25 protein-coding genes are annotated in these 21,039 nt (G+C 70.4%); 14 read left to right on the forward strand and 11 right to left on the reverse strand.

From position 1 onward, the window contains the following. Positions 1-357, reverse strand: coding sequence for a CU044_2847 family protein (locus BN159_RS03480; RefSeq protein ID WP_231905571.1), 357 nt, complete (start codon positions 355-357; stop codon positions 1-3). 250 nt (positions 358-607) lie between these two features. Between BN159_RS03480 and BN159_RS03485 the strand changes: the two genes are divergently transcribed. Next, positions 608-1,342: a D-Ala-D-Ala carboxypeptidase family metallohydrolase gene (locus tag BN159_RS03485; RefSeq protein WP_015655516.1), complete on the forward strand. Its 735-nt coding sequence runs from the start codon at positions 608-610 to the stop codon at positions 1,340-1,342. A gap of 37 nt (positions 1,343-1,379) precedes the next feature. Beyond that, positions 1,380-1,907 (forward strand): hypothetical protein, encoded by a 528-nt coding sequence (locus BN159_RS03490; RefSeq protein WP_015655517.1) that lies wholly within the window; start codon positions 1,380-1,382, stop codon positions 1,905-1,907. Between the two features lie 22 nt (positions 1,908-1,929). Here the strand turns inward: BN159_RS03490 and BN159_RS03495 are convergent, their stop codons facing one another. From BN159_RS03495 to BN159_RS03505, 3 genes are all read right to left on the reverse strand, one after another. Next, a complete protein-coding gene (locus tag BN159_RS03495) occupies positions 1,930-2,733 on the reverse strand; it encodes a phosphotransferase enzyme family protein (protein ID WP_015655518.1) in 804 nt (267 codons plus the stop codon). 27 nt (positions 2,734-2,760) lie between these two features. Further along, complete coding sequence (locus BN159_RS03500) at positions 2,761-3,636, reverse strand: hypothetical protein (RefSeq protein WP_015655519.1); 876 nt, start codon at positions 3,634-3,636, stop codon at positions 2,761-2,763. A 61-nt stretch (positions 3,637-3,697) separates the two neighbouring features. Then, entirely contained in the window at positions 3,698-4,315 is a 618-nt protein-coding gene (locus BN159_RS03505; protein WP_015655520.1) for a dihydrofolate reductase family protein, read from the reverse strand. Between the two features lie 110 nt (positions 4,316-4,425). Between BN159_RS03505 and BN159_RS03510 the strand changes: the two genes are divergently transcribed. After that, on the forward strand, positions 4,426-5,007 hold the full coding sequence (locus BN159_RS03510; protein WP_015655521.1) for a sugar O-acetyltransferase: 582 nt from the start codon (positions 4,426-4,428) through the stop codon (positions 5,005-5,007). A gap of 15 nt (positions 5,008-5,022) precedes the next feature. After that, positions 5,023-5,580: a TetR/AcrR family transcriptional regulator gene (locus BN159_RS03515; RefSeq protein WP_015655522.1), complete on the forward strand. Its 558-nt coding sequence runs from the start codon at positions 5,023-5,025 to the stop codon at positions 5,578-5,580. On the opposite strand, the gene BN159_RS03520 is transcribed toward BN159_RS03515, so the two are convergent. Further along, positions 5,570-5,977 (reverse strand): RidA family protein, encoded by a 408-nt coding sequence (locus BN159_RS03520; protein ID WP_015655523.1) that lies wholly within the window; start codon positions 5,975-5,977, stop codon positions 5,570-5,572. The two genes, BN159_RS03515 and BN159_RS03520, sit on opposite strands and share 11 nt — an antisense overlap. Before the next feature lie 99 nt (positions 5,978-6,076). Between BN159_RS03520 and BN159_RS03525 the strand changes: the two genes are divergently transcribed. After that, on the forward strand, positions 6,077-6,460 hold the full coding sequence (locus BN159_RS03525; RefSeq protein WP_015655524.1) for a winged helix-turn-helix transcriptional regulator: 384 nt from the start codon (positions 6,077-6,079) through the stop codon (positions 6,458-6,460). Positions 6,461-6,467: 7 nt separating this feature from the next. On the opposite strand, the gene BN159_RS03530 is transcribed toward BN159_RS03525, so the two are convergent. The 3 genes from BN159_RS03530 to BN159_RS03540 form a co-directional block, all read right to left on the reverse strand. Further along, the gene (locus BN159_RS03530) at positions 6,468-8,138 is read right to left on the reverse strand and encodes an alpha/beta hydrolase (protein WP_015655525.1); all 1,671 of its coding nucleotides are present in this window, start codon (positions 8,136-8,138) and stop codon (positions 6,468-6,470) included. 45 nt (positions 8,139-8,183) lie between these two features. Next, a complete protein-coding gene (locus BN159_RS03535) occupies positions 8,184-8,711 on the reverse strand; it encodes a DUF2269 family protein (RefSeq protein ID WP_015655526.1) in 528 nt (175 codons plus the stop codon). Positions 8,712-8,797: 86 nt separating this feature from the next. Beyond that, the gene (locus tag BN159_RS03540; RefSeq protein ID WP_015655527.1) at positions 8,798-9,097 is read right to left on the reverse strand and encodes a hypothetical protein; all 300 of its coding nucleotides are present in this window, start codon (positions 9,095-9,097) and stop codon (positions 8,798-8,800) included. A gap of 180 nt (positions 9,098-9,277) precedes the next feature. Between BN159_RS03540 and BN159_RS03545 the strand changes: the two genes are divergently transcribed. Beyond that, on the forward strand, positions 9,278-9,898 hold the full coding sequence (locus BN159_RS03545; protein ID WP_041818784.1) for an NADPH-dependent F420 reductase: 621 nt from the start codon (positions 9,278-9,280) through the stop codon (positions 9,896-9,898). A 20-nt stretch (positions 9,899-9,918) separates the two neighbouring features. Here the strand turns inward: BN159_RS03545 and BN159_RS03550 are convergent, their stop codons facing one another. Beyond that, complete coding sequence (locus tag BN159_RS03550; protein WP_015655529.1) at positions 9,919-10,512, reverse strand: TetR/AcrR family transcriptional regulator; 594 nt, start codon at positions 10,510-10,512, stop codon at positions 9,919-9,921. A gap of 79 nt (positions 10,513-10,591) precedes the next feature. Here BN159_RS03550 and BN159_RS03555 point away from each other — a divergent pair, with 79 nt between their 5' ends. Next, a complete protein-coding gene (locus tag BN159_RS03555; RefSeq protein WP_041818786.1) occupies positions 10,592-11,515 on the forward strand; it encodes an oxidoreductase in 924 nt (307 codons plus the stop codon). Here BN159_RS03555 and BN159_RS03560 read toward each other — a convergent pair. Then, a complete protein-coding gene (locus tag BN159_RS03560) occupies positions 11,478-12,347 on the reverse strand; it encodes a hypothetical protein (RefSeq protein ID WP_015655531.1) in 870 nt (289 codons plus the stop codon). The two genes, BN159_RS03555 and BN159_RS03560, sit on opposite strands and share 38 nt — an antisense overlap. 157 nt (positions 12,348-12,504) lie before the next feature. On the opposite strand from BN159_RS03560, the gene BN159_RS03565 reads away from it, so the two are divergent. The 6 genes from BN159_RS03565 to BN159_RS03590 all read left to right on the forward strand — a co-directional run bounded on the left by BN159_RS03565 (position 12,505) and on the right by BN159_RS03590 (position 18,373). Further along, a complete protein-coding gene (locus tag BN159_RS03565; RefSeq protein ID WP_015655532.1) occupies positions 12,505-13,011 on the forward strand; it encodes a carboxymuconolactone decarboxylase family protein in 507 nt (168 codons plus the stop codon). 329 nt (positions 13,012-13,340) lie between these two features. Next, positions 13,341-14,363 (forward strand): ABC transporter substrate-binding protein, encoded by a 1,023-nt coding sequence (locus BN159_RS03570; RefSeq protein WP_015655533.1) that lies wholly within the window; start codon positions 13,341-13,343, stop codon positions 14,361-14,363. Between the two features lie 5 nt (positions 14,364-14,368). After that, positions 14,369-15,187, forward strand: a complete 819-nt coding sequence (locus tag BN159_RS03575) for an ABC transporter ATP-binding protein (RefSeq protein WP_015655534.1) — start codon at positions 14,369-14,371, stop codon at positions 15,185-15,187. Beyond that, a complete protein-coding gene (locus BN159_RS03580) occupies positions 15,184-16,068 on the forward strand; it encodes an ABC transporter permease (RefSeq protein WP_015655535.1) in 885 nt (294 codons plus the stop codon). Before BN159_RS03575 ends, BN159_RS03580 begins: the two co-directional genes overlap by 4 nt. A gap of 37 nt (positions 16,069-16,105) precedes the next feature. After that, a complete protein-coding gene (locus BN159_RS03585; protein ID WP_015655536.1) occupies positions 16,106-17,458 on the forward strand; it encodes an LLM class flavin-dependent oxidoreductase in 1,353 nt (450 codons plus the stop codon). A 15-nt stretch (positions 17,459-17,473) separates the two neighbouring features. Continuing rightward, positions 17,474-18,373 (forward strand): TauD/TfdA dioxygenase family protein, encoded by a 900-nt coding sequence (locus BN159_RS03590; RefSeq protein WP_015655537.1) that lies wholly within the window; start codon positions 17,474-17,476, stop codon positions 18,371-18,373. A 75-nt stretch (positions 18,374-18,448) separates the two neighbouring features. Here the strand turns inward: BN159_RS03590 and BN159_RS03595 are convergent, their stop codons facing one another. Then, entirely contained in the window at positions 18,449-20,329 is a 1,881-nt protein-coding gene (locus BN159_RS03595) for a DUF1996 domain-containing protein (RefSeq protein WP_015655538.1), read from the reverse strand. 299 nt (positions 20,330-20,628) lie between these two features. On the opposite strand from BN159_RS03595, the gene BN159_RS03600 reads away from it, so the two are divergent. Next, the gene (locus tag BN159_RS03600) at positions 20,629-21,036 is read left to right on the forward strand and encodes a GlcG/HbpS family heme-binding protein (RefSeq protein WP_015655539.1); all 408 of its coding nucleotides are present in this window, start codon (positions 20,629-20,631) and stop codon (positions 21,034-21,036) included. Positions 21,037-21,039 lie beyond the last annotated feature (3 nt).

Genomic DNA, 21,039 nt, shown 5'->3' on the forward strand with positions numbered 1-21,039 from the left:
TCACGGGCTGCCGGATACCGAACCGTTCTGCCACTCCAGGCGGACCCGCAACGTGGCCGTGGCCTCCCCGTCGACCAGCAGGCAGACCACCCGCGAACCCTTCACAGCGAGGTTGAGCCCGAACTCGGCCTCCACCACATCGGGTTTCACCGACTGGAGCGCGTCCTGCACTGTCGTCGCCACCCCACGCAACGCGGTGCCGACGGCCGCGAAGGAGAGGGCCTCGCGCAGCCCGACGTTCGACGGTCCACCGTCCTCGTCGTCCAACTCGTCCCCGTCGACCGCCACCGGTAACGCCCGCACCAAGAGCGCGCCACCACCGGGCAGTTCCAGTTCGACGACCTCTCCGTCCCCCATGGCCCTCCCCCGCATCTCCGCGCTCCTGCGCGCAAGTCATGGTGGCACGAACCGATCCCGCCACGGCTTCGATTCGACAGAATCGAGTGCGGCCGCCCCACCGCCCGCGCGACACCCGGCGGCGGACGTTCACCACCCCGCCACAGGCAGGCCGTTGACGCGCGTAGCGCTTGGCCTCAGGCTGGGCTGGTGCCGTCGTCACAGGGGGCGGCGGTCGCAGTCATAGGGCAGTCGACGGCCTGGAGGTCGGATGTTCAGACGGATGGCACGTTCCCTCACCGCGTTTGTCATGATCATGTCTGGTGCGGTGGTCGGCGTGGGCGCCGCCGCCGGTACCGCGCACGCCGATGAGTGCTACACGTGGAGCCGCACGCTGTCCCAGGGCTCCTCCGGCAGCGATGTGACGCAGTTGCAGATCCGGGTCGCGGGCTGGGTGACCTCGGGCGAGCGGCTCTCCTACGACGGCCAGTACGGCGCCCGGACCGCCGCCGCCGTGAAGAAGTTCCAGTCCGCGTACGGCCTGACGGCCGACGGAATCGCGGGGTCGCAGACCTTCAACAAGCTCTACGCCCTTCAGGACGCGGACTGCACTCCGATCCACTTCACCTACGGCGAGCTCAACCGCTGCAACTCCGACTGGTCCGGCGGGGCCGTCTCGGCCGCCACCGCCAAGGCGAACGCCCTCAAGACCATGTGGAAGCTGGAGGCCATGCGGCACGCGCTCGGCGACGTCCCGATCAGCATCTCCAGCGGCTTCCGCTCCTACGCCTGCAACAGCGCCGTCGGCGGCTCCTCCACCAGCCGCCACCTGTACGGCGACGCGGCCGACCTCACCGGCTCCCCGTCCCTGTGCCGACTGGCTCAGCAGGCCCGGACGCACGGCTTCTCGGAGATCCTCGGCCCGGGCTACCCCGGCCACAACGACCACACCCACGTCGCGTTCGACCCCTCCCCCTACTGGTCGGCGCCCTCCTGCGGCATCTGAGCAACCCGTTGTCAGAGCCGGCGGTTAGTCTGCGCGCGTGACCGAGACACCTGTCGACGACCGCGCACTGCCGCCGGCCCTGGCCGACATCGCCGCCGTCGAGTTCGACTACGACGACGGCAACGGCATCGACTTCGAGCCGTACGACGCCTTCGACTCCGCCGCGGAGACCACGGACTGGTTGCGGAACTGGACCGGCAACCACGAACTGGACGGCGCCGCCTACCGCGTGTTCGGGCAGGACGGCACCGGTGGGCTGGCCGCGCTGTGGTGCGTGCGCACCGGGCGGCCGCTCGTCGAGCAGCCGGTGGTCTTCATGGGGTCCGAGGGCGCCTGCGGGGTCGTCGCCGGGACGCTGTCCGACTTCCTGTGGGTCCTCGCGGACGGCATCGGCCCGATGGAGGCCGTCGAGTACGACGACCACACGGGCCGCCCCGATCCGACGCTCACCTCGCTCGCGGAACGGCACGCGAGCACTCCGCGCCGGAGCGCACAGGCCATCATCGCCGACGCCCGGGCCCAGTTCCCGACGTACGTCGAGGACATCGACGCGCTCTGCCGGTGACCGCCGCCGGCCTCTTTGCCGGTCAGTTCAGCAGGGCGGCCGTGAACTCCTCGCGCCGGGCGGCGAGCCAGGACCGGATGCGGTCCCAGCGTTCCCAGCCGCCGCGTTCGTCGAGCATGCGGCGGTAGATGGGGTCATCCTGGGCGACGCGGCGGGCCACGAAGGCACGGCAGGTCTCGGTGGCCTGCTCGATGACACCGGGGAACTCGGCGCGTTCGCCGGGCGGCAGGCCGTAACCGTCGGCCAGGAGCCGCAGGCGGGCGGGCGCGTCGAGCGCCGCTGGGTAGAGGGCCGCCGAGGAGGCCGGGTCGAGCATGGGGATCCAGTAGCGAGCGGTCATCGCAAGGTCCCAGACGGGGCGGCCCGGGGCCGCGAAGTCGAAGTCGATCAGCGCCGTGGCGCGGGCCTCGCGGAAGACGACGTTCTCCGGACAGACGTCGTTGTGGCAGACGATCGGTCCGCCGCCCGCCGGGTCGGCGAAGTCGGCGGGCCATGCGGCGTCCGGGTCCACACCGACTTCGGCGGCCGCGTCGTGCATCCGACGCAGCAGGGCGCCCACGGAAGCGAGGGCGGTGTCCGTCAACGCCCAGCCCGGGAAGGGCGGCAGGGCCACGGTGCCGGGGATGTAGGTCAGCCGTTCCCGGCCGTCGGCGGTGAGCTCGACCGGGGTCGGCGCCGCGTCGAAGCCGTGTTCCCTCAGCGCTCGCAGGTGGGCGTGGAGGTGGCTGGCGTTCGGTGGTGCGGGGCGGTCGACCAACTCGCCCCGCCGGAAGACCGCTCCCGCGTTCGCCAAACCGCCGGTCAGTGCCTCGCCCTCCGCTGCCATGGCGATCAGGCTACGGCGTCGGCCACCTCAGGCGCGCCCACTCACCATGGCCGCCCGCAGCGCCGCCACCGCCGCGCCGGGGTCCTCGGCGTAGAAGCGGAAGGCGCGGGCCTCGGCCGGCGTGCCCAGGGCACGTATGTAGGCGACGGGCTCGGTGAGTTCGACGGTGACCGTCGTCTGACCGGCCACGGCGATGTCGGCGACGCCGTTGTCGTCCACGGCGGCCAACTTGCCCTCGGGGAACTTGCGGTCCTGGCGCACGGAGGCGACACGGTCGGCCGGGATCCGGATGTCCAGAAGGACGCCGTAGCGCAGGCGCAGGCTGCCGTCGGGGGCGATGACGTGGGGGCGGACCACGCAGGAGGCGTGCAGTGCGATGACGAAGTAGCAGCCCCAGATGTCCAGGACGAGGGTGACCGCGTGCACCACCGGCCAGGGGATCAGGAAGGCGAGGGCCACGGTCTCGACGACGCAGACGAAGAAGAAGCCCAACATCACCGCCGTCTGGCCCGGAGCGTAGGGGACGGACACATCGCCCTCACGTACGCCGTGCGGTCCTCGGCGGGTCACCCAGCGCACGAAGCTGGTGGAGAGGAACAGTTCGTGGGCGGTCAGCCTGCGCACGGGCGCCGGGATCGTGTCGGCGAGCGCGCCGAGGAGAGCCGGGCGGGGGTCGAGACCTGCCCGGCGGTGGCGGCGGTAGTCGAGCGGGAGCAGGGTGCCCGCCGCGATCATGAGGGTGAGCACCGCCAGCCGCGCCGCCAGTCGGGCGGCCGGCGGGACGGTCACTCCCCCGGCCACGCACAGGATCAGCAGCAGCTCACCGGGCAGCAGTGCCGCCGACGACCAGCGCACTGCCTTCCTCAACACCTTCACCGCGCCGGAACGCTCTTCGCTTCGCATGCGGCCAGTAGAAACGTTGCCGCTGCGGCAAGGTCAAGCCAGGGAGTCCCGCGGTACCGGATCACTTCACCAAGCGGTACTTCAGGTGTGTGGCGAGAGGTGTGTCGACCACCCTCACGATCTCCAGGTTGCGCCGCTCGGTGCCGATCCCGTCGAAGAGCCGCAGTCCCGCGCCGAGCAGTGCGGGCACCACGTGCAGCTGCACTTCGTCGATGAGTCCCGCCCCGAGGTACTGCTGCACCGTGCTCGCACCGCCCGCGATGTCGACGTTCCGGTCCCCGGCGGCGGCCTTCGCCTGGTCGAGGGCGCTGTGGATGCCGTCGGTGACGAAGGTGAAGGTGGTGCCGCCCTCCTTCACCAGGGTCGGCCGGGGGCGATGGGTGAGTACGAAGACGGGGGTCCGGAACGGCGGGTTGTCGCCCCAGAACTCCTCGCCCGTGTCGTACATCATCCGGCCCATGACCACCGCCCCGGTGGCGTCGAACCACTCGCGCATCAGCTCGGAGTCGCGGTTCTCCGCGCCGCCCGTCATGCCCTGACGTTCCCGCCAGCTCGCCAGGCCGTGGATCCAGTCGAAGATCACCTCGGCTCCGTCGCCTCCCGGGTTGTCCAGGCTGACACCGGGTCCGGCGACGAAGCCGTCGAGGGAAATCGCCATGTCCGCGGTCACGGTCACCATGAGTTGCTCCTGGGCTCTGGGGTCCTGAGGGCCCTTGGAATCCTGCCTTCACCCTCACGTCGATCGGGACCCACCGCATTCGACACGCACCGGAGTGTACGTTCGTACACATGGCGACGGACTACTTCGCGGACGATCCCCGCACCAACCTCGAACGCATGCTGGCGGGCGACCTCTACATCGCCGACGACCCCGAGATCGCGCGCAGGCAGCAGCGGGCCGTGCGGCTGGCCGCCCGCTACCAGACCGCCCATGCCGAGGATCCGGACAACGCGCAGGGGATCCTGGCGGAGTTGCTCGGTGCGCTGGGTGAACAGGCTTATGTGCGGCCGCCGTTGTTCGTCGACTACGGCAGCAACATCACCATCGGCGCGCGCACCTTCGTCAACTTCAACCTCACCGCACTGGACGTCGCGACGATCACCATCGGCGAGGACTGCCAGATCGGGCCGAATGTCCAACTGCTCACTCCCACACACCCGTTGGAGCCGCAGCCCCGGCGCGACAAGCTGGAGGCCGCGCGGCCGATCACCATCGGGAACAATGTGTGGCTCGGCGGCGGGGTCATCGTGCTGCCCGGGGTGAGCATCGGGGACGACTCCGTGATCGGCGCCGGTTCGGTCGTGACGAAGGACCTCCCCGCGGGTGTCGTCGCCGTCGGCAGTCCCGCCCGCGTCGTCCGCACCCTCTGAGAGCGGGCCGCCGCCATGGCCACCGGACACACCGATCCCCAGCGCCGCGAGCGCATCCTGACCGCCACCCTCGATCTCATCGCCGAGGAAGGGGTCGCGGGCGTCTCCCACCGGAAGATCGCGACGCGGGCCGGGGTGCCGCTGGGGTCGATGACGTATCACTTCGGTGGGATGGAGGAGGTGCTGCGGGAGGCGTTCGGGCGGTTCGCCGATCACATCGTGGGCGTCTTCGACGCCTACCTCGCCGCCCCGGAGGGGCCCGAGCAGGCCCGCGAGGCCGTGACGGACCTTGTGCACGCGCTCTCCGAGGGCAGCCGACGCGATCTCGTCCTCACCCAGGAGCTGTACACGCTCGCCGCGCGCCAACCGGCGTACCGGGAGCTGACCGACGCCTGGATGCGGCGCAGCCGGGACCATCTGGAGAAGCACTTCGCCCCGGACACCGCACGCCAGTTGGACGCCCTGATCGAAGGGCTGACCCTGCACCGGGCGCTCTCGCGGGAGCCGCACGAGCGGGCGCTGACCGCCGAGGCGGTCCGGCGCATCACCACCGCCGGTGGCGTCAGTCGATGACCGCGGTGGCCTCCACCTCCACCAGGTGTTCGGGTACGTCGAGGGCGGCGACGCCAATGAGGGTGGCGGGCGGCAGCGGCGCCGCCCCGAGGGCCTCGGCCGCTCGGGCGATGCCCGCCATGAGCAGGGGCATCTTGTCGGGCGTCCAGTCGACGACGTAGACGGTGAGCTTCGCCAGATCCGCCAGGGAGGCGCCGGCCCCGGCCAGGGCGGTCGCGACGTTCAGGTAGCAGCGCTCGACCTGGGCGGCGAGGTCGCCCTCGCCGATCGTGACGCCCTTGTCGTCCCAGGACACCTGCCCGGCGACGAAGACCAGCCGGGATCCGGTCGCGACCGACACCTGACGGTAGGCGTCGATCTCGGGCAGTCCGTCGGGGTTGAGGAGGGTGATGGCCATGGTGTGCGCCCTTCATGTGGTCACTTGTGGTTACTCAGGAACCGTAGGAGAGTGTGCGTTGACATGGAAGAACGCACTTTTCGGTGACGGAGGAACCTGATGGTGACCAAGCAGGTCAGGGGCGACACGGCCGAGGACGCGGATCTGGCGCGCGCGGACTCGCTGGCGCGGGAGATCTTCTCGGACGTCGCCAACAAGTGGGCGCTGCTGATCATCGAGTTCCTCGGTGACCGGACGCTGCGCTTCAGCGAGCTGCGCCGGGAGGTCGAGGGCATCAGCCACAAGATGCTCACCCAGAACCTGCGCATGCTGGAGCGCAACGGCCTGGTGGAGCGGACGGTGTACGCCAGCGTGCCGCCGCGCGTGGAGTACACGCTGACCGCGCCGGGCCAGGACCTGCGGGAGACGATCGACGGCCTGTGCCGCTGGACCCGCCGTCACCTCGGCCATATCGAGTCCTCCCGGCGCGGCTTCGACGGCTGAGCGCTCGTCAGCCGTTCGCGATGATGTCCCGCAGTCGCGCCAGGTCCTCCTCCGTGACGTCGGCCGGGCGCAGGACGGCGTTCCAGGCGTCCACGTACTCGGTGCGGTACTTGTGGCCGTGCCCGGCCGGGACCTCGGTGGCGAACGGCAGGTCGGCGGTGATCTGCCAGAACGTCACGAAGGGCACCCAGAACATGTCCTCCAGGACGTCACGGCCGGGCGCCTCCCCGATCCAGTCCGGTTCGTCGAGGATCAGGTGCGGCCCCCACCACACGATCGGGTCGGAGGGGTGCAGCAGGTACAGCACCCGGCTGTCGTCCCAGGGGTCCCCCGTAGGCGGGATCGTCTCGCTCGCGTCGGTGGCGAAGCGCACGGTCCGGCCGTCCTTGTAGACGGGCTGCACCTCCGGGGTGCCGGACTCGCGGTGATCGGTGAACTCCCGGTACAGGGTGTTGAAGTTGGGCGGTCCCGCGAAGAGGGTGCCGGCGGTGCGGTTGCGCAGGTCGTACTCGCCGCTGAAGGCCGTTTCGCCGCCGAAGGAACCGAGGCTCTCGCCGGCGACGTAGAGCCGGGGGCGCTCGTCCGGAGGCAGGTTCGACCAGGTGTCGTAGACGGCATCGAACAGTTCACGGCCTGCCGCCCGGGCCTTGGACTGGTCGACGAGGTAGGAGAGCCAGGACGGCAGATAGGAGTACTGGAGCGCCACGGTCGCGGTGTCACCGTTGTTGAGGTACTCGAAGGTGTCCACACAGGCCGGGTCCAGCCAGCCGCTGCCGGTCGTGGTCGCCACCAGGAGGTTCGCGCGCTCGAAACCGCCGGCGCGGCGCAGGTCTGCGACGGCCCGTGCGGCACGGTCCTCGGTGTCCTCGGCGGTGTCCAGACCGGCGTAGGCCCGGATCGGTTCCGGTGCGGGCCGGTCGCTGAACCGGGTGAGGGCCTCGGACGAGGGGCCCGAGCCGATGAAGACCCGGCCTTCCCTGCCCAGCGAGTCCCACGGGACGAGGGATCCCGGGCCGCCCGAGCGGGTGCTCGTGGTGGGCTGTTCGATGCCCTGCGGGGTCTCGGTGTCGCGGATCGAGAAGGCACTGTTGGCGGCGCTGACGATGCCGTCGAGCAGGAGTCCGCTGATGGCCAGCCAGGACAGCCCGGCCACCAGGATCCAGCCCACCGCCTTCGCGGCCCGCTCCCCGATCCACCGCATCAGCTGCCGGGACACCCACCGGTACAGGCCGCGCACCGCGCGGCCGAGGAGCAGGATCAGGGCGAGGACCAGCAGGGCGATCAGGGGTGCGAAGACCGCCTGGACGACGCTGAACTCCCGTACGCCCATGATGTCGCGGATCTCGTGCTGCCAGTACTGGCCGAGCCCGAAGGCGATGCCGAACAGGGCGGTCCCGCCGATCAGGAACACCGGCCAGGACCAGCGGCGTGCGGGGCGGGGGTCGCGGTCGGCGAAGGCGCGCCAGACGGCGGCGGCGAGGACGCCGAGGCCGTAGCCGATGCCCGCGTTGATGCCGCAGATCAGTCCTTGCAGCACGCCCCCGCGCGGGAGGAGCGAGGGGGTGAAGGACAGGCAGGCGAGCAGGAGTGCGCCCCAGCAGCCGGGGAGGGTGACGTGCAGGTGCCGGCGCCATCGGCCGGGTGGCGCCGGCTGATCCTCCGCGGGCTGCTCGGTCATGGCTCCTCCGCCGAAATCGTCTCCCCGCGGCCTGCTCGTCGCCAGTCAGGCCGGCTGGCGCACCCGCTCGCGGGCGGCGGCCGAGGTGCGCAGACGCCGTCCGCGGCGGGTGAGGCCCCAGGGCTTGAGGACCGAGATCACGGTCATGAAGACGTATGCGGTCAGGGAGACGATCGGGCCGAAGAGGACATCACCGGAGTCGGGCAGCGGGCCGCCCGCGGCGACGGCGGTGACCGCGGAGTTCACTCCGGGGCGCAGCGCGAAGACGGTGGCGGTGGTGGTGGCCAGGGTCAGCCAGAACTTGGTCCAGACCCAGCGGTGCCTGGCCAGCCCCCAGGGCGTGCCGAGGGAGAGCAGCAGGCCGCTGAGGAGGGTCAGGAAGGCGACGGGGAGCAGGAGCCAGTCCGCGAACAGCTTCATGGCCCGGACCGACGCCTCCACCGTCACCGGTGAGCCGGTGCCCGCGGCGGTGGAGCCGAGCGCGAGCAGGCCGAGGCTGAGGCCGAGCCAGGCGGCGGAGGCGATGACGTGGACGGCGAGGGTGGCCCGGCGAGCGGGGCGGCTGAGTTTCACGCACTTCAGCGTGCCGAGCCGTCCGGCTCCGGTCGTCTGACGGCGGGAGCAACCTCATGTACTCGCCGGGGCGTACGCCGCGCTCGTCAGGCTGCTCCGCCGGCCTGCTGCACGACGAAGTGCCGGTGCAGGGGGGACATCGTGACCTGGGGGTCGCTCTGCACGTTCAGCTCGCCCTTGAGCACGGGAGCGATCCGTTCGGCGATGAACGTCGAGAACTGGCCCTCGGACTCCCAGACGTCGAGGACGTGGAGGCCGCCGTCGAACCAGCTGGCGTGCAGGACCAGGCCGTCGGGTACGTCCTCGTCCCAGCGCACACGGGAGCGGGCCGTCTCGTACAGGTCGGGGGTGATCTCCTGCCAGTGGATGTTCACGGCGATGGCCATGGTGGGTCCTGCCTTTCCGGGTGCCGTCGTTCTGCCGTACCCGCCCCAGTCTTGGCCGGGGCCATCCGCCCCACAACCGGAGATCACCTCCCCCAGGACCGCAGGACTACGACTTTGGTGCCTCCCGACCTGGGCCCGGCGCCCGATGGGCCGGGCCGCGGCAGCGGTTAGCGTCGCGGCATGCGTATAGGACTACTTGGCACCGGCAATGTCGCCCGAGCACTGGCCCGTGGTTGGAGCGCCGCGGGACACGACGTACTCCTCGGCTCCCGTAGGCCGGACGAGCGTAAGGAACTCGGCCTTCCCGTGGCGGGGCTGAGCGAGACCGCCGCGCACGCGGAGGTTCTGGTCAACGCCACTCCGGGGAACGTCTCGGTGGAACTGCTGCGCTCCATCGGGGCGCCCGCACTGTCCGGCACCCTGCTGATCGACGTGGGGGTCGGCATGTCCGACGACTACAGCGAGCTCTCGCACCCCAACAGCAGCCTGGCCGAGCAGATTCAGGCGGCCTTCCCGCAGACCCGCGTGGTCAAGACGCTGTGCACCATGGACTCCACCGCGATGGTCGCGCCGGCCAGTCTCGAAGGACCGAGCACCGTGTTCCTGTCCGGCGACGACGCCGAGGCCAAGCGGACGACCGGCAGGCTGCTGACGGACCTCGGCTGGCCCGAGTCGTCCCAGCTGGACATCGGCGGCATCACCAGCGCTCGCGGACAGGAGCACTTCGCCCTGCTGTTCACAGGGATCGCGAACGGACTGGGGTCGCACACCTTCAACATCAAGGTGGTCCCGCTGTCGTGAACCCGTGTCCTGCGCGGGGGCTACTGCGGACGGCACCCGCGCAGGATGGACGCGATGACATCGTCCAGTCCGTTCTCGGACACCTCGGGCGGCAGCATGCCGCTCACCCGCAGACCCACGTAGCCGTGCAGGGCCGCGAACACCGGCAGTGCGACGCGCTCCAACGGGCCCTCCTGCACCTCTCCCCTGCGCTGGCCCTCGCTGATCAGCGACAGGAGCAGCTCGGACCAGCGGTGCGCGGCGCCGCTCAGCGCCTCCGACGCCTCGGGGCTGTGCTTCACCGAGAACATCAGGTCCAGCAGGGCGGCGTCGGCGACGGCGAACCCCACGTACGCGCGGGCCGCGGCGTCCAGCCGCTCGGCGAAGGTCTCGCCGACGCCCTCCTGAGAAGCCGCGATGGCGTCGGCCATCCGCTCGAACCCCGTCAGCGCCAGCGCGTCCAGCAGAGCCTGCTTGGACTTGAAGTGGCGGCTGGGCGCGGCGGGGCTCACCCCGATGTCACGGGCCAGTTCCCGCAGGGACAGCGCGCCCGATCCCTTCTCGCGCAGGGTCTGTTCGGCTCGGGCGAGCAGTTGGGCGGGCAGGTCTCCGTGGTGGTAGGAGCGGTTTCTCATGCCTCAACCCTAGCGGGGTGTGAGCAACGCACACATTGTGAACGTTGCATACATTGTTATCACCGCCTACATTGGGGGCATGGCAACGAACCAGAACACCCAGCCCTGGGCCGTCACGGCCCTCCCCGACCTCACCGGCCGCAGCGCCGTCGTCACCGGCGCCAACAGCGGGCTCGGCCTCGCCACCGTGGAAGCGCTGGCGGGCGCGGGCGCCCATGTGGTGCTCGCGGTACGGGACCCCCGGCGCGGCGAGTCCGCGGCGGCCACGGTGAACGGCAGCGTGGAGGTACGCCGTCTTGACCTGGCCGACCTGGCCTCGATCCGGGAATTCGCCGCCGCCTGGCACGGCGACCTCGACCTGCTGATCAACAACGCGGGTGTCATGAACATCCCCGAGGCGCGTACCAAGGACGGCTTCGAGATGCAGTTCGGCACCAATCACCTGGGCCATTTCGCCCTGACGAACCTGCTGCTGCCGCACATCACAGACCGCGTGGTGACCGTGTCGTCGGGCGCGCACCGGATGCCCGGCAACCCCGTCATCCGCTTCGACAACCTCGACCTCACCGGCGAGTACAAGCCGATGACCGCCTACAGCCAGTCCAAGCTGGCCAATCTCCTCTTCACGCTGGAACTCCAGCGCCGGCTCGGCGCGGCCGGCTCCCCGGTACGCGCGCTGGCCGCACACCCCGGCTGGGCGGCCACCAACCTCCAGGGGCACGACGCCAGTGCCGCCCGCCGCCTCTTCATGGCCCTGGGCAACCGCCTGATCGCCCAGGACAACAAGGCGGGCGCCCTCCCCACCCTGTACGCAGCGGTTCAGGACCTTCCCGGAGCCAGCTATGTCGGCCCCAACGGCCTGTTCGAGATGCGCGGCGCCCCGGCCCTGGTCGGCCGCTCGGACGCGGCGAGCGATCCTGCCGCGGCACGACGGCTGTGGAGCGTCTCGGAGGAGCTGACCGGCGTCAGCTTCCCCGAACTCGCCGCCGCGGCGCGGGTTTGAGGGCGCTCGGGTGCCCCTCCAGTCGGGCGGCGGCCGTCTCCGCGCGGCGTCTCGCCTCGCGGACCCGGCGTTCCGTCGCCCGTAGTTCCTCCCGGACTCGGCGTTCCTCCTCGGACGCCTGGCGGTGGTCCGCCTTGGCGCGGCCGAGTTCCTCGGTCAACTCGCCTACCCGTTCCTTGAGTCGGGCGGTTCGCTGCTGGGACTCCGCCGCCTCCCGCTCGGCCGTGGCCGCCTCCTTCTCCAGCGCTCGCAGGGCGCGTTCCGCCGCCTCGGCATCCTTCCGGGCCCGGGTCAGCGCCTCGTCGTCGCGGCCCTTCCTCGGGCGGGCCGGGGGCCGGGGTGCCGCGGTCGGGCTCACCTCGGGGAAACCGACAGTCGCCTCCAGCGGTCTCACCAAGTGGCCGGTGGCCCAGTGCGCGGCCGCCTCGGGGTCGGCCAGTACGGCGTGCAGGGTGCCCTCCACCTCGCGCCCCACGTCCTCCCCGACCGGGTGACCCGCCCGCGTCGCCAGTTGCCTGGCCTCCCGGGAAACGGCTCTGATCAAGGTCCGCTGCTGCCCGGTCAGTTCCCGTAGCCGGGCTCCGTCCAGATCCTGGTGCGCCTGTCGCAGGCCCTCTCCGAGCCGGAGCAGGGCCTCGACCTCTTCCGGGCGTTCCCGGACCAGGAGATTGCTGACCCAGGCAGCGAGGCTGGGGCGGCGCAGTGCGCCGATCCGCTCCGCGAGGGCCCGGTCGCCCGCGGTGCGGGCCTCGGCCATACGGGCATTGCGTGCCGCCGTGAAGTGTTCCGGCCGCAGCGCGTACAGCTCATCGGCGACCGTGTCGATGTCCACTGGGCTCCTGTCGACGGGCGCGCTGACTCTTCGAGCGTAGGAGGGGTGATCGCGGTGTGCTCGTCGGAGGCGGATCCGCCGCGCTCCCCGGTCACATCCGCCGTCCGGGATCCGTCAGGCCAGTGACAGCAATGCTGAGCCCGAGAGGACGACCCTGATGAACGCACGCTCGATCACCACCGAGATTCCCCTGCGCCCGCGGATGACCCAGGACCCTTCCCACCTCGTTCCCGAGATGGCGGAGGTGTCGGCCTCGCTGTTCAAGGCCACCGGCAACCAGTCCGTACCCCGGGCCACGATCAGCCTCGTACAGCTGCGCGCCGGTCAGATCGTCGGCAGCACCTACCTGACCGTCCTGCATACCGGGTTCCTGCGCAAGGCCGGGGAGTCCGAGGAGCGGATCACCTCGGTGTCCTCCTGGCCGGACTCGCCGTACTTCACCGCCGCGGAGCGCGCCGCGCTGGCTCTGGTGGAAGCCGTGCTCCAGCCCTCGGCGGAGGGTGAGCGGGTGTCCGATGAGCTGTACGCCCAGGTGGCCGAGCACTACGACGAGACGGCGCTCGCCACCCTGACCATCGCCATCGGACAGGTCAACTTCTTCATCGCCCTCGCCCTGGTCACCAAGCCGGTACCCGGACGCTCCTTCACCGACCCCTGGGCGTGAACCCGGCCGGGTGAACCGGCCTATGGAAAGGGTTTCGTCGAACCACTGTGGCCGGGCGGGTCTGTTCCCGCCCGGCCACAGTGCGTTCCGGGAGGGAATTATGAACCCCGTACTGCGTACGTATGTCACACCATTGCGAACGTGAGTCACGATCGCCGACGACATTGACCTGGCTGGTTTTCGCTGCAACTGTCTTGGCTGTGAGCAAGTTCGAGATCCCCGGCACGATTCCGCTTCGCTCCCTTTAACCGTCGGATTCCGCGGGAAGCCGCTCAATTCACCGACGCCTGCCCATTTTCCTGCCCCGCTTTCCTGAACAGGACCCTGCCATGGCCACGACGGCATCGACCCGACGTCAGTTCCTCACTCTGCTCGGCCTCTCGACCGTGGCCGTCAGCTGCGGCACGGCCGGAGCCACCGCCGGCAAGGGCGGGACCAAGACGCTGCGGTACCAGGGGTGGGCCGGCCAGGTCACCCTGCCCGAACTGGCCGAGGACCTCGGCTATCTGAAGGACGTGAAGCTGGAGTGGGTCGGCAACACGATCAGCGGACCGCAGGACATCCAGTCCGCGGCGACCGGCCAGGTCGACTTCGGCGGCGCGTTCAACGGCGCGGTGGTCAAACTGGCCGCGAACAACGCCCCCATCAAGTCCGTCATCAGCTACTACGGCTCCGACAAGCACGCGTACAGCGGCTATTACGTCCTTGAGGACAGCCCCATCCGCTCGGCCCGGGACCTGATCGGCAAGAAGGTCGGGATGAACACGCTCGGCGCCCACGCCGAGGCCATGCTGGACATCCATCTCCAGCGCGAAGGGCTCTCCCCGGCCGACATCGACAAGGTCGAGCCCCTCGTCGTGCCCCCGGTCAACACCGAACAGTCACTGCGGCAGAAGCAGATCGACGTGGCCGTACTCGGCGGCGTACTGCGGGACAAGGCGCTGGCGACCGGCGGCATCCGTCCGCTGTTCACCGACTATGAGCTGCTCGGCGCGTTCAGCGCCGGCACCTACGTGATGACGGAACGCTTCCTCAAGCAGAACCCCGACACCGTACGGACCTTCGTCACCGCCGTCGGAAAGGCGATCGAGTGGGCCCGTACCACTCCGCACGAGGAAGTCGTCGCCCGTATGACGAGCATCGTGAAGAAGCGCGGCCGGAACGAGGACGCCGCCGCACTGAAGTACTGGCGTTCCTTCGGCGTCGCCGAAACGGCGGGCCGGATCACCGGAAAGGAACTCCAGCTGTGGATCGACTGGTTGACCGAGCGCGGCGATATCGACAAGGGCCAGGTCACACTGTCGGACCTCTACACCAATGAATTCAACGCCGCCCCGAAAAGCGGGAGCTGATTCCCATGACGATCGTGTTCGAGGACGTCAGGAAGGAATTCACCGTCAAGGACCGCGCGGGGAATCGGCAGGCCAGTCGATTCACCGCCCTCGACGGAATCGATCTGGAGATAGCGGCCGGGGAGTTCGTGGTCCTGGTCGGTCCGAGCGGCTGCGGGAAGTCGACGCTGCTGGATCTGCTCGGCGGCCTCACCCGGCCCACCTCCGGACGGATCCTGCTCGACGGTGAACCCGTCACAGGGCCGGGCCTGGACCGGGGCATCGTGTTCCAGCAGTACGCGCTGCTGCCGTGGCGCACCGCGCAGGGCAATGTCGAGTTCGGCCTGGAGGCCACCGGCGTGCCCCGGCGGCAACGCGCCGCCCGCGCCAAGGAGTTCCTGGACCTGGTCGGCCTCACCGGGTTCGAGGACCGCCACCCCCACGAACTGTCCGGCGGCATGCGCCAGCGCGTCGCCATCGCCCGCAGCCTCGCCTACGACCCCCAGGTGCTGCTGATGGACGAGCCGTTCGCCGCGCTCGACGCCCAGACCCGGGAGTCGCTCCAGGACGAGCTCCTGCGCATCTGGCAGCGCACCGGCAAGACCGTCGTGTTCATCACCCACGGCATCGACGAAGCCGTCTACCTGGGTCAGCGCGTCGCCGTCATGACGTCGAGGCCGGGCCGCATCAAGCGGATCGTGCCGGTCTCCTTCGACTCCCGTACGGCGACCGACGACCTGCGTTCCAGTCCCGAGTTCGCGCGACACCGGCACGAGATCTGGTCGCTGCTGCACGACGAGGTCGCCAGGACCCAGCAGTTGGAGAAGGAGGAGGCCGCCGTATGAGCACCACCACGACCACCGGGACGGCCACGGCACCGAGCGACACGGTCCAGGCGCTCTCCGTCGGGTCGCCGACGAAACGGGACTCCCCGTCTCCCGCGGCCCGTGTCCGCCGTGTGACGCGGCTGCTGCTCACCGCCGTCACGAAGTCCGCGGCCATCGCGGCCCTGCTGCTGCTCTGGGAGACCGCACCGCGGCTCGGCCTGGTCGACCGGACCTTCCTGCCACCGTTCAGCGAGGTCGCCGAGGCGTGGTGGGGGCTGGCGGCCGACGGCCAGCTCGCCGACAACGCCCGTGCCAGCCTGGTCCGTTCGTTCAGCGGATTCGGCATCGCGGTTGCCGTCGCCGTCCCGCTCGGCCTGCTGATCGGCTGGTACCGGCCGGTCGCCGACCTTCTCGGACCGCTGCTGGAGGTGTTCCGCAACACCGCCGCGCTGGCCCTGCTGCCGGTGTTCGTCCTGCTGCTGGGCATCGGCGAGACCTCGAAGATCTCCATCGTGGTGTACGCGTGCACCTGGCCGATCCTGCTCAACACGATCAGCGCGGTCCGCAACGTCGATCCGACCCTGCTGAAGCTCGCCAGGTCGATGGACCTGTCCGCGCCCCGGCTGTTCCAGAAGGTCATCCTGCCGGCGTCGGTGCCGGTGATGTTCACCGGCATCCGGCTGGCCGGGGCCGTGTCCATCCTGGTGCTGGTCGCCGCCGAGATGATCGGCGCCAAGGCGGGCCTCGGCTATCTGATCAACGCCTCCCAGTACAACTTCGCGATCCCGCAGATGTACGCGGGCATCATCACGATCTCCGCCATCGGCGTGGCCTTCAACCAGCTCCTGGTGACCGTGGAACGCCGACTCAGCTCCTGGCGCGTGCCCGCCGGAGCCTGACGCCCCCTGTGCCCATCCCCATCTTCCGAGGAACCCCATGACCGCGACCAGCGATCGCCAACTGCATCTCAACGCCTTCCTGATGAACGCCGGCCACCACGACGCCGCCTGGCGGCACCCCCTCACCCAGCCCGAACGGGTCACCGATCTGCGCTACTTCCAGCAGCTCGCGCAGACCGCCGAACGGGGCCTGCTCGACTCGGTGTTCCTCGCCGACGGCCTCGCCCTGTGGGGCAACGTCCGGCACAACGCGCTCGGCGGGTTCGAGCCGCTGACCCTGCTGTCCGCCCTGGCGGCGGTCACCGAGCACGTCGGCCTGATCGCCACCGTCTCCACCACCTTCAACGAGCCCTTCCACACCGCCCGCAAGTTCGCCTCCCTCGACCACATCAGCGGGGGCCGGGCGGGCTGGAACATCGTCACCTCCGGCACCGTGAACGAGGCCCGCAACTTCGGGCAGGACACCCACCTGGAGCACGCGCTGCGCTATGCGCGGGCACGGGAGTTCGTCGATGTCGCCACCAAGCTGTGGGACAGCTGGGAGGACGACGCGATCCTCCTGGACCGGGAGCGCGGACTGTACGCCGACACCGCCAAGGTGCGGGACGTCGAGCACCGCGGCGAGTACTTCGGGGTGCACGGCGCCCTGAACGTGCCGCGCTCCCCGCAGGGGTATCCGCTGCTGGTGCAGGCCGGTTCCTCGGAGGACGGCAAGGAGTTCGCCGCCCAGTACGCCGAGGCCGTCTTCACCGCGCAGCAGACCCTCGCCGACGGCCAGGCCTTCTACAAGGACCTCAAGTCCCGGCTGGCCCGCCACGGCCGTACCGAGGATCAGTTGCTGGTCCTTCCCGGCATCGCCCCGGTCATCGGCTCGACGGAGGCCGAAGCCCGCGCGTTGGAACAGGAGTTGACGGAACTTCAGGTCCCCGAGTACGGACTCGCCCAGCTGTCCGGGATGCTCGGCACCGATCTGACCAGGCTGCCGCTGGACGGACCGCTGCCGGAGCTGCCCGAGGAGCGGGACATCAACGGCAACAAGAGCCGCTTCACGCTCGTCGCCGAACTCGCCCGGCGGGACGGTCTCACCCTGCGCGAGCTGATCGCCCGCCTCGGCGCCGGTCGCGGCCACCGTGTCTTCGCCGGCACCCCCGAGCAGGTCGCCGACCAGATCCAGGAGTGGTTCACCCAGGGCGCCGCCGACGGCTTCAACATCATGCCGCCCCATCTGCCGGGCGGCCTGGAGGACTTCGTCGACCACGTCGTACCGATCCTCCAGCGGCGCGGCCTGTTCCGCACCGAGTACACCGGCCGCACCCTGCGCGACCACTACGGCCTCCCCCGCCCCGCCAACCGGCTCGCCGCGTCGGCCGGACAACCGATCACCGCCTGAGAGGAAGCCCACCCCATGACCACCAGCACCGGATTCGACGTACGCCGGATCGGCGGACGCATCGGCGCCGAGATCCACGGCGTGGACCTGACCACCGAACTCGCCCCCGCTCTGATCTCCGAGATCAACACCGCGCTCCTGGAGCACAAGGCGCTCGTCTTCCGCGGCCAGCACCTGGACGACGCGGGACAGCTCCGCTTCGCCGCCCTCTTCGGTGAGCTGACCACCGCGCATCCCACGGTCCCCGCCGTCGACGGCCAGCCGCACATCCTGCCCGTCGACGGGGAGGAGGGCATCCGGGCCAACCAGTGGCACACCGACGTCACCTTCGTCCGCACTCCGCCGAAGGCGTCCACGCTGCGCGGCATCGTGATCCCGCCCTACGGCGGCAACACCCTCATCGCCAACTCGGCCGCCGCGTACCGGGATCTGCCCGAGCCGCTGCGCGAGCTGGCGGACAAGCTGTGGGCGGTGCACACCAACGACTATGACTACGCCGCCCCGAAGAGCGAGAAGGCCGCCGAACACCGCCGCCAGTTCGTCTCCCGGAAGTACCGCACCGCCCACCCGGTCGTCCGGGTCCACCCCGAGACCGGCGAACGCGGGCTGTTCATCGGCGGGTTCGCCCAGAGCATCGTCGGCCTCGGCCCGTCCGACTCAAGGGATCTGCTGCGCCTGTTCCAGTCGTACGTCACCCGCCCGGAGAACATCGTGCGGGTGGCCTGGAATCCGGGCGACGTCGTCCTGTTCGACAACCGCATCACCCAGCACTACGCCCCCGACGACTACGGTGACCTGCCCCGCCTCCTGCACCGCGTGACCGTCGCGGGCGACATCCCCGCCGGAGTCGACGGCAAGCACAGCCACGTCATCGAGGGCGACGACGCCTCCCACTACACACCGGCCGCGGTGTAGGGGGCATCCCCTGCCCCTACAGACACGTCGGCCTCCCGTCCACGACGGGAGGCCGACGTGCCCAGTTGCCCTTCCTCAGACTCGGCGCCTCATCTGGCGCAGCAGCACGATCCCGACGATGACCAGTACCGCTCCGGCGGCGGCCGGCCACAGCTTGGCGCCGGTGTCGGCGAGGCTGCCGCCCGCCGTCTGCGGTGCGGTCCCGTACGCCGGGGCCTCCTGCTCGGCGCCGACGGCGGCCTGGGACGGGGTCGGCGTGGCCGTCGCGGTGCCGACCTCCTCGGCCGGGGCCACGGCGGTGCGGGTCGGGGAGGCGGTGGCCTTGGTCTTCGGCTCGTCGGCCGGAGCGGAGTCGGCCGGCGCCTCGTCCGCCGGGGCCTCGGTGTTCGGCGCCTCGTCCGCCGGGTCCTCGGTCGCGGGGGCCTCGGTCGCGGGCTGCTCCGTCTGGCCACCGTCGTCATCGGTCGGCGCCGGGTTCTCCGGCTCCTGCGGCTGCTCGGGCTCCTGCGGCTCTTCCGGCTGCTGGGGCTCCTCAGGCTGCTCCGGCTCCTGCGGCAGCGCCCCGGCGTCGCACTCGCGGCCCTCGTTGATGCAGTCGACCATCTCGCCCATCAGCGCCTCGTCGAAGACGTTGATGAAGTCGCCGTGGTCGGTGACCGGCTTGTGCAGCTGCTCGGGGAAGGAGTCGACCGCGAACAGCGGAGTCGTCCGGCCTCCGTCGTCGAGGCTCGGGGCGTCGACGTCGTAGACGATGCGCTGGACGAGCTGCGGGATGGCCTGGAAGCCGCCGGGGCAGGAGCCGTCGGCCGCCGCGAAGGCCACGTGGGTGCGGTGGTTGGCGCTGTCGATGTTGCGCCCGTCCCAGCAGCTCTGGAACTTGAAGGTGCGGACCACGTCGCTGCCCTCGGGGCAGAGCGGGTACTTGTCCTTCAGCTGCCGGTCCTCAAGACCGGTGCAGCTCCAGGACGCGTTGGCGTTGGCCGTGCCGTTGACGAAGGCCTTGGCGTCGCCCGTGATGATGCGCAGCAGCCGCGGCATCGCGGTCACGTCGCCGGTCGGGCTGCCCTGGAAGGTCAGCGTGACCTCCTTCGGCGTGACGATCTCACCGGCGTTGCCCTCGATACCGCCGCCGGGGGAGTTGGCGTCCTGCTCCTGGGTGCCGTTCTGAAGACGCAGGACGGGCCAGTAGTACGTGGACTTGTCACCCTGGTTCTCGCAGCTGGTGTCGGCCGCGGCCAGGTCCTCGTCGCTGGCGAAGGCGTTGTTGGCCTGGTTGCCGATGTAGTCGTGGAAGTGGTGGGCGCCGTTGGTGACACCCGGGGCGACGATCACGTTGTCCGAGTTGAACAGGCCGTTCTCGTTGACCCCGCAGCTGGTGGTGAAGGTGCCCTGGGAGGCGCCCTCCCCGGCGGGCGGCGCCTGGACGTTCGGCTGGATGGTGTTGATGTCGACGAAGTCCGCGGCGACGGGCCCGTTTCCGCCCTGGCCGCCCTCCGGCTGCTCCTCGGGAACGCTCAACTCGCAGCCCGCCAGCGCTTCGAGCCCCTCGGGACGCTCCCCCGCCGCGTTGCCGATCGCCACCGCGATCCGCTCGATGCTCGCGCCCCGCTGCTCCTCCAGCGGGTTCATGATCGAGCCGTCGGTGAAGCCGGTGTCCTGCCGCTGTTCCGGTGTCGCCGCCCGCAGTTGCTTGTAGGCCTCGGTTATCTGGCCGTCCAGAGCGGCGAGTTCGTTGTCGACGTCAGTCCTGGCGGCGTCCGGAACCTGCGTCAACTCCGCGCCCACATCGGGGCAGTCGATCGTGGCCCCGCCGTCCTGGGCCGACGTGCCGTCCCCCTCGGTCGCCGAGGCGTAGATGTTGGTGGCCACCAGCCCACTGCCACCCAGGATCAGCGCGATCGCGGCGAAGGTCGCGCGTCGTGGGCCGGTCGGGCGCCTGCGCGTATTGCGTCTCAAGGCAGTACTCCTACGTGAAGGGGCGAGCGAGCGGACATACAAATCCCTCGCCCCCATACGGACCACGCGCCCACCGTGTTCAACCGCGCCCCGGATTCTTACGAACCTCTCAGCAGACCCGGACATATCTGTCGCCACGGATCCCCCCATTTGCATTTAGCCCGCGTTCGCAACTATTGTTTCCGCTCGTAAGCGCCTCACGCAAGGACGGTGCCCGGCGCACCCCGCCACCCCCACGCCCGAGAACACCCCCACGCCCGAGAACACCCGCACGCCCGAGAACACCGGAGCCCACCCCCATGAGCACCACCTTGACCACCCAGGACGCCGAGATCCTGCTCACCGCGGCCCGCCGGGCCGCCGACGCCGCGGGCGTGACGGTCAGCGTCAGCGTGCTGGACGCGGGCGGTCACCTGCTCGCCTTCCGGCGCGACGACCGGGCGCTGCTGATCTCCGGCGAGACCAGCACCCGCAAGGCGTACACCGCGCTCCAGCTGAACAGCGCGACGGCCGACCTCGTCGACGCCGTCAAGCCCGACGGGCCCTTCCACAGCCTGACCACGGCCCTGGACCAGCCGCTGCTCTTCATCGCGGGCGGCCTGCCGGTCCACCGCGACGGCCGGCTCATCGGCGCCGTCGGCGTCGGCGGCGGCGCCCCCGAGCAGGACCACGCCTTCGCCACCGCGGCCGTAGCCACCCTCCACTGACCC

Origin of the sequence: Streptomyces davaonensis JCM 4913, assembly GCF_000349325.1 — a bacterium.
Taxonomy (GTDB): Bacteria; Actinomycetota; Actinomycetes; order Streptomycetales; family Streptomycetaceae; genus Streptomyces; species Streptomyces davaonensis.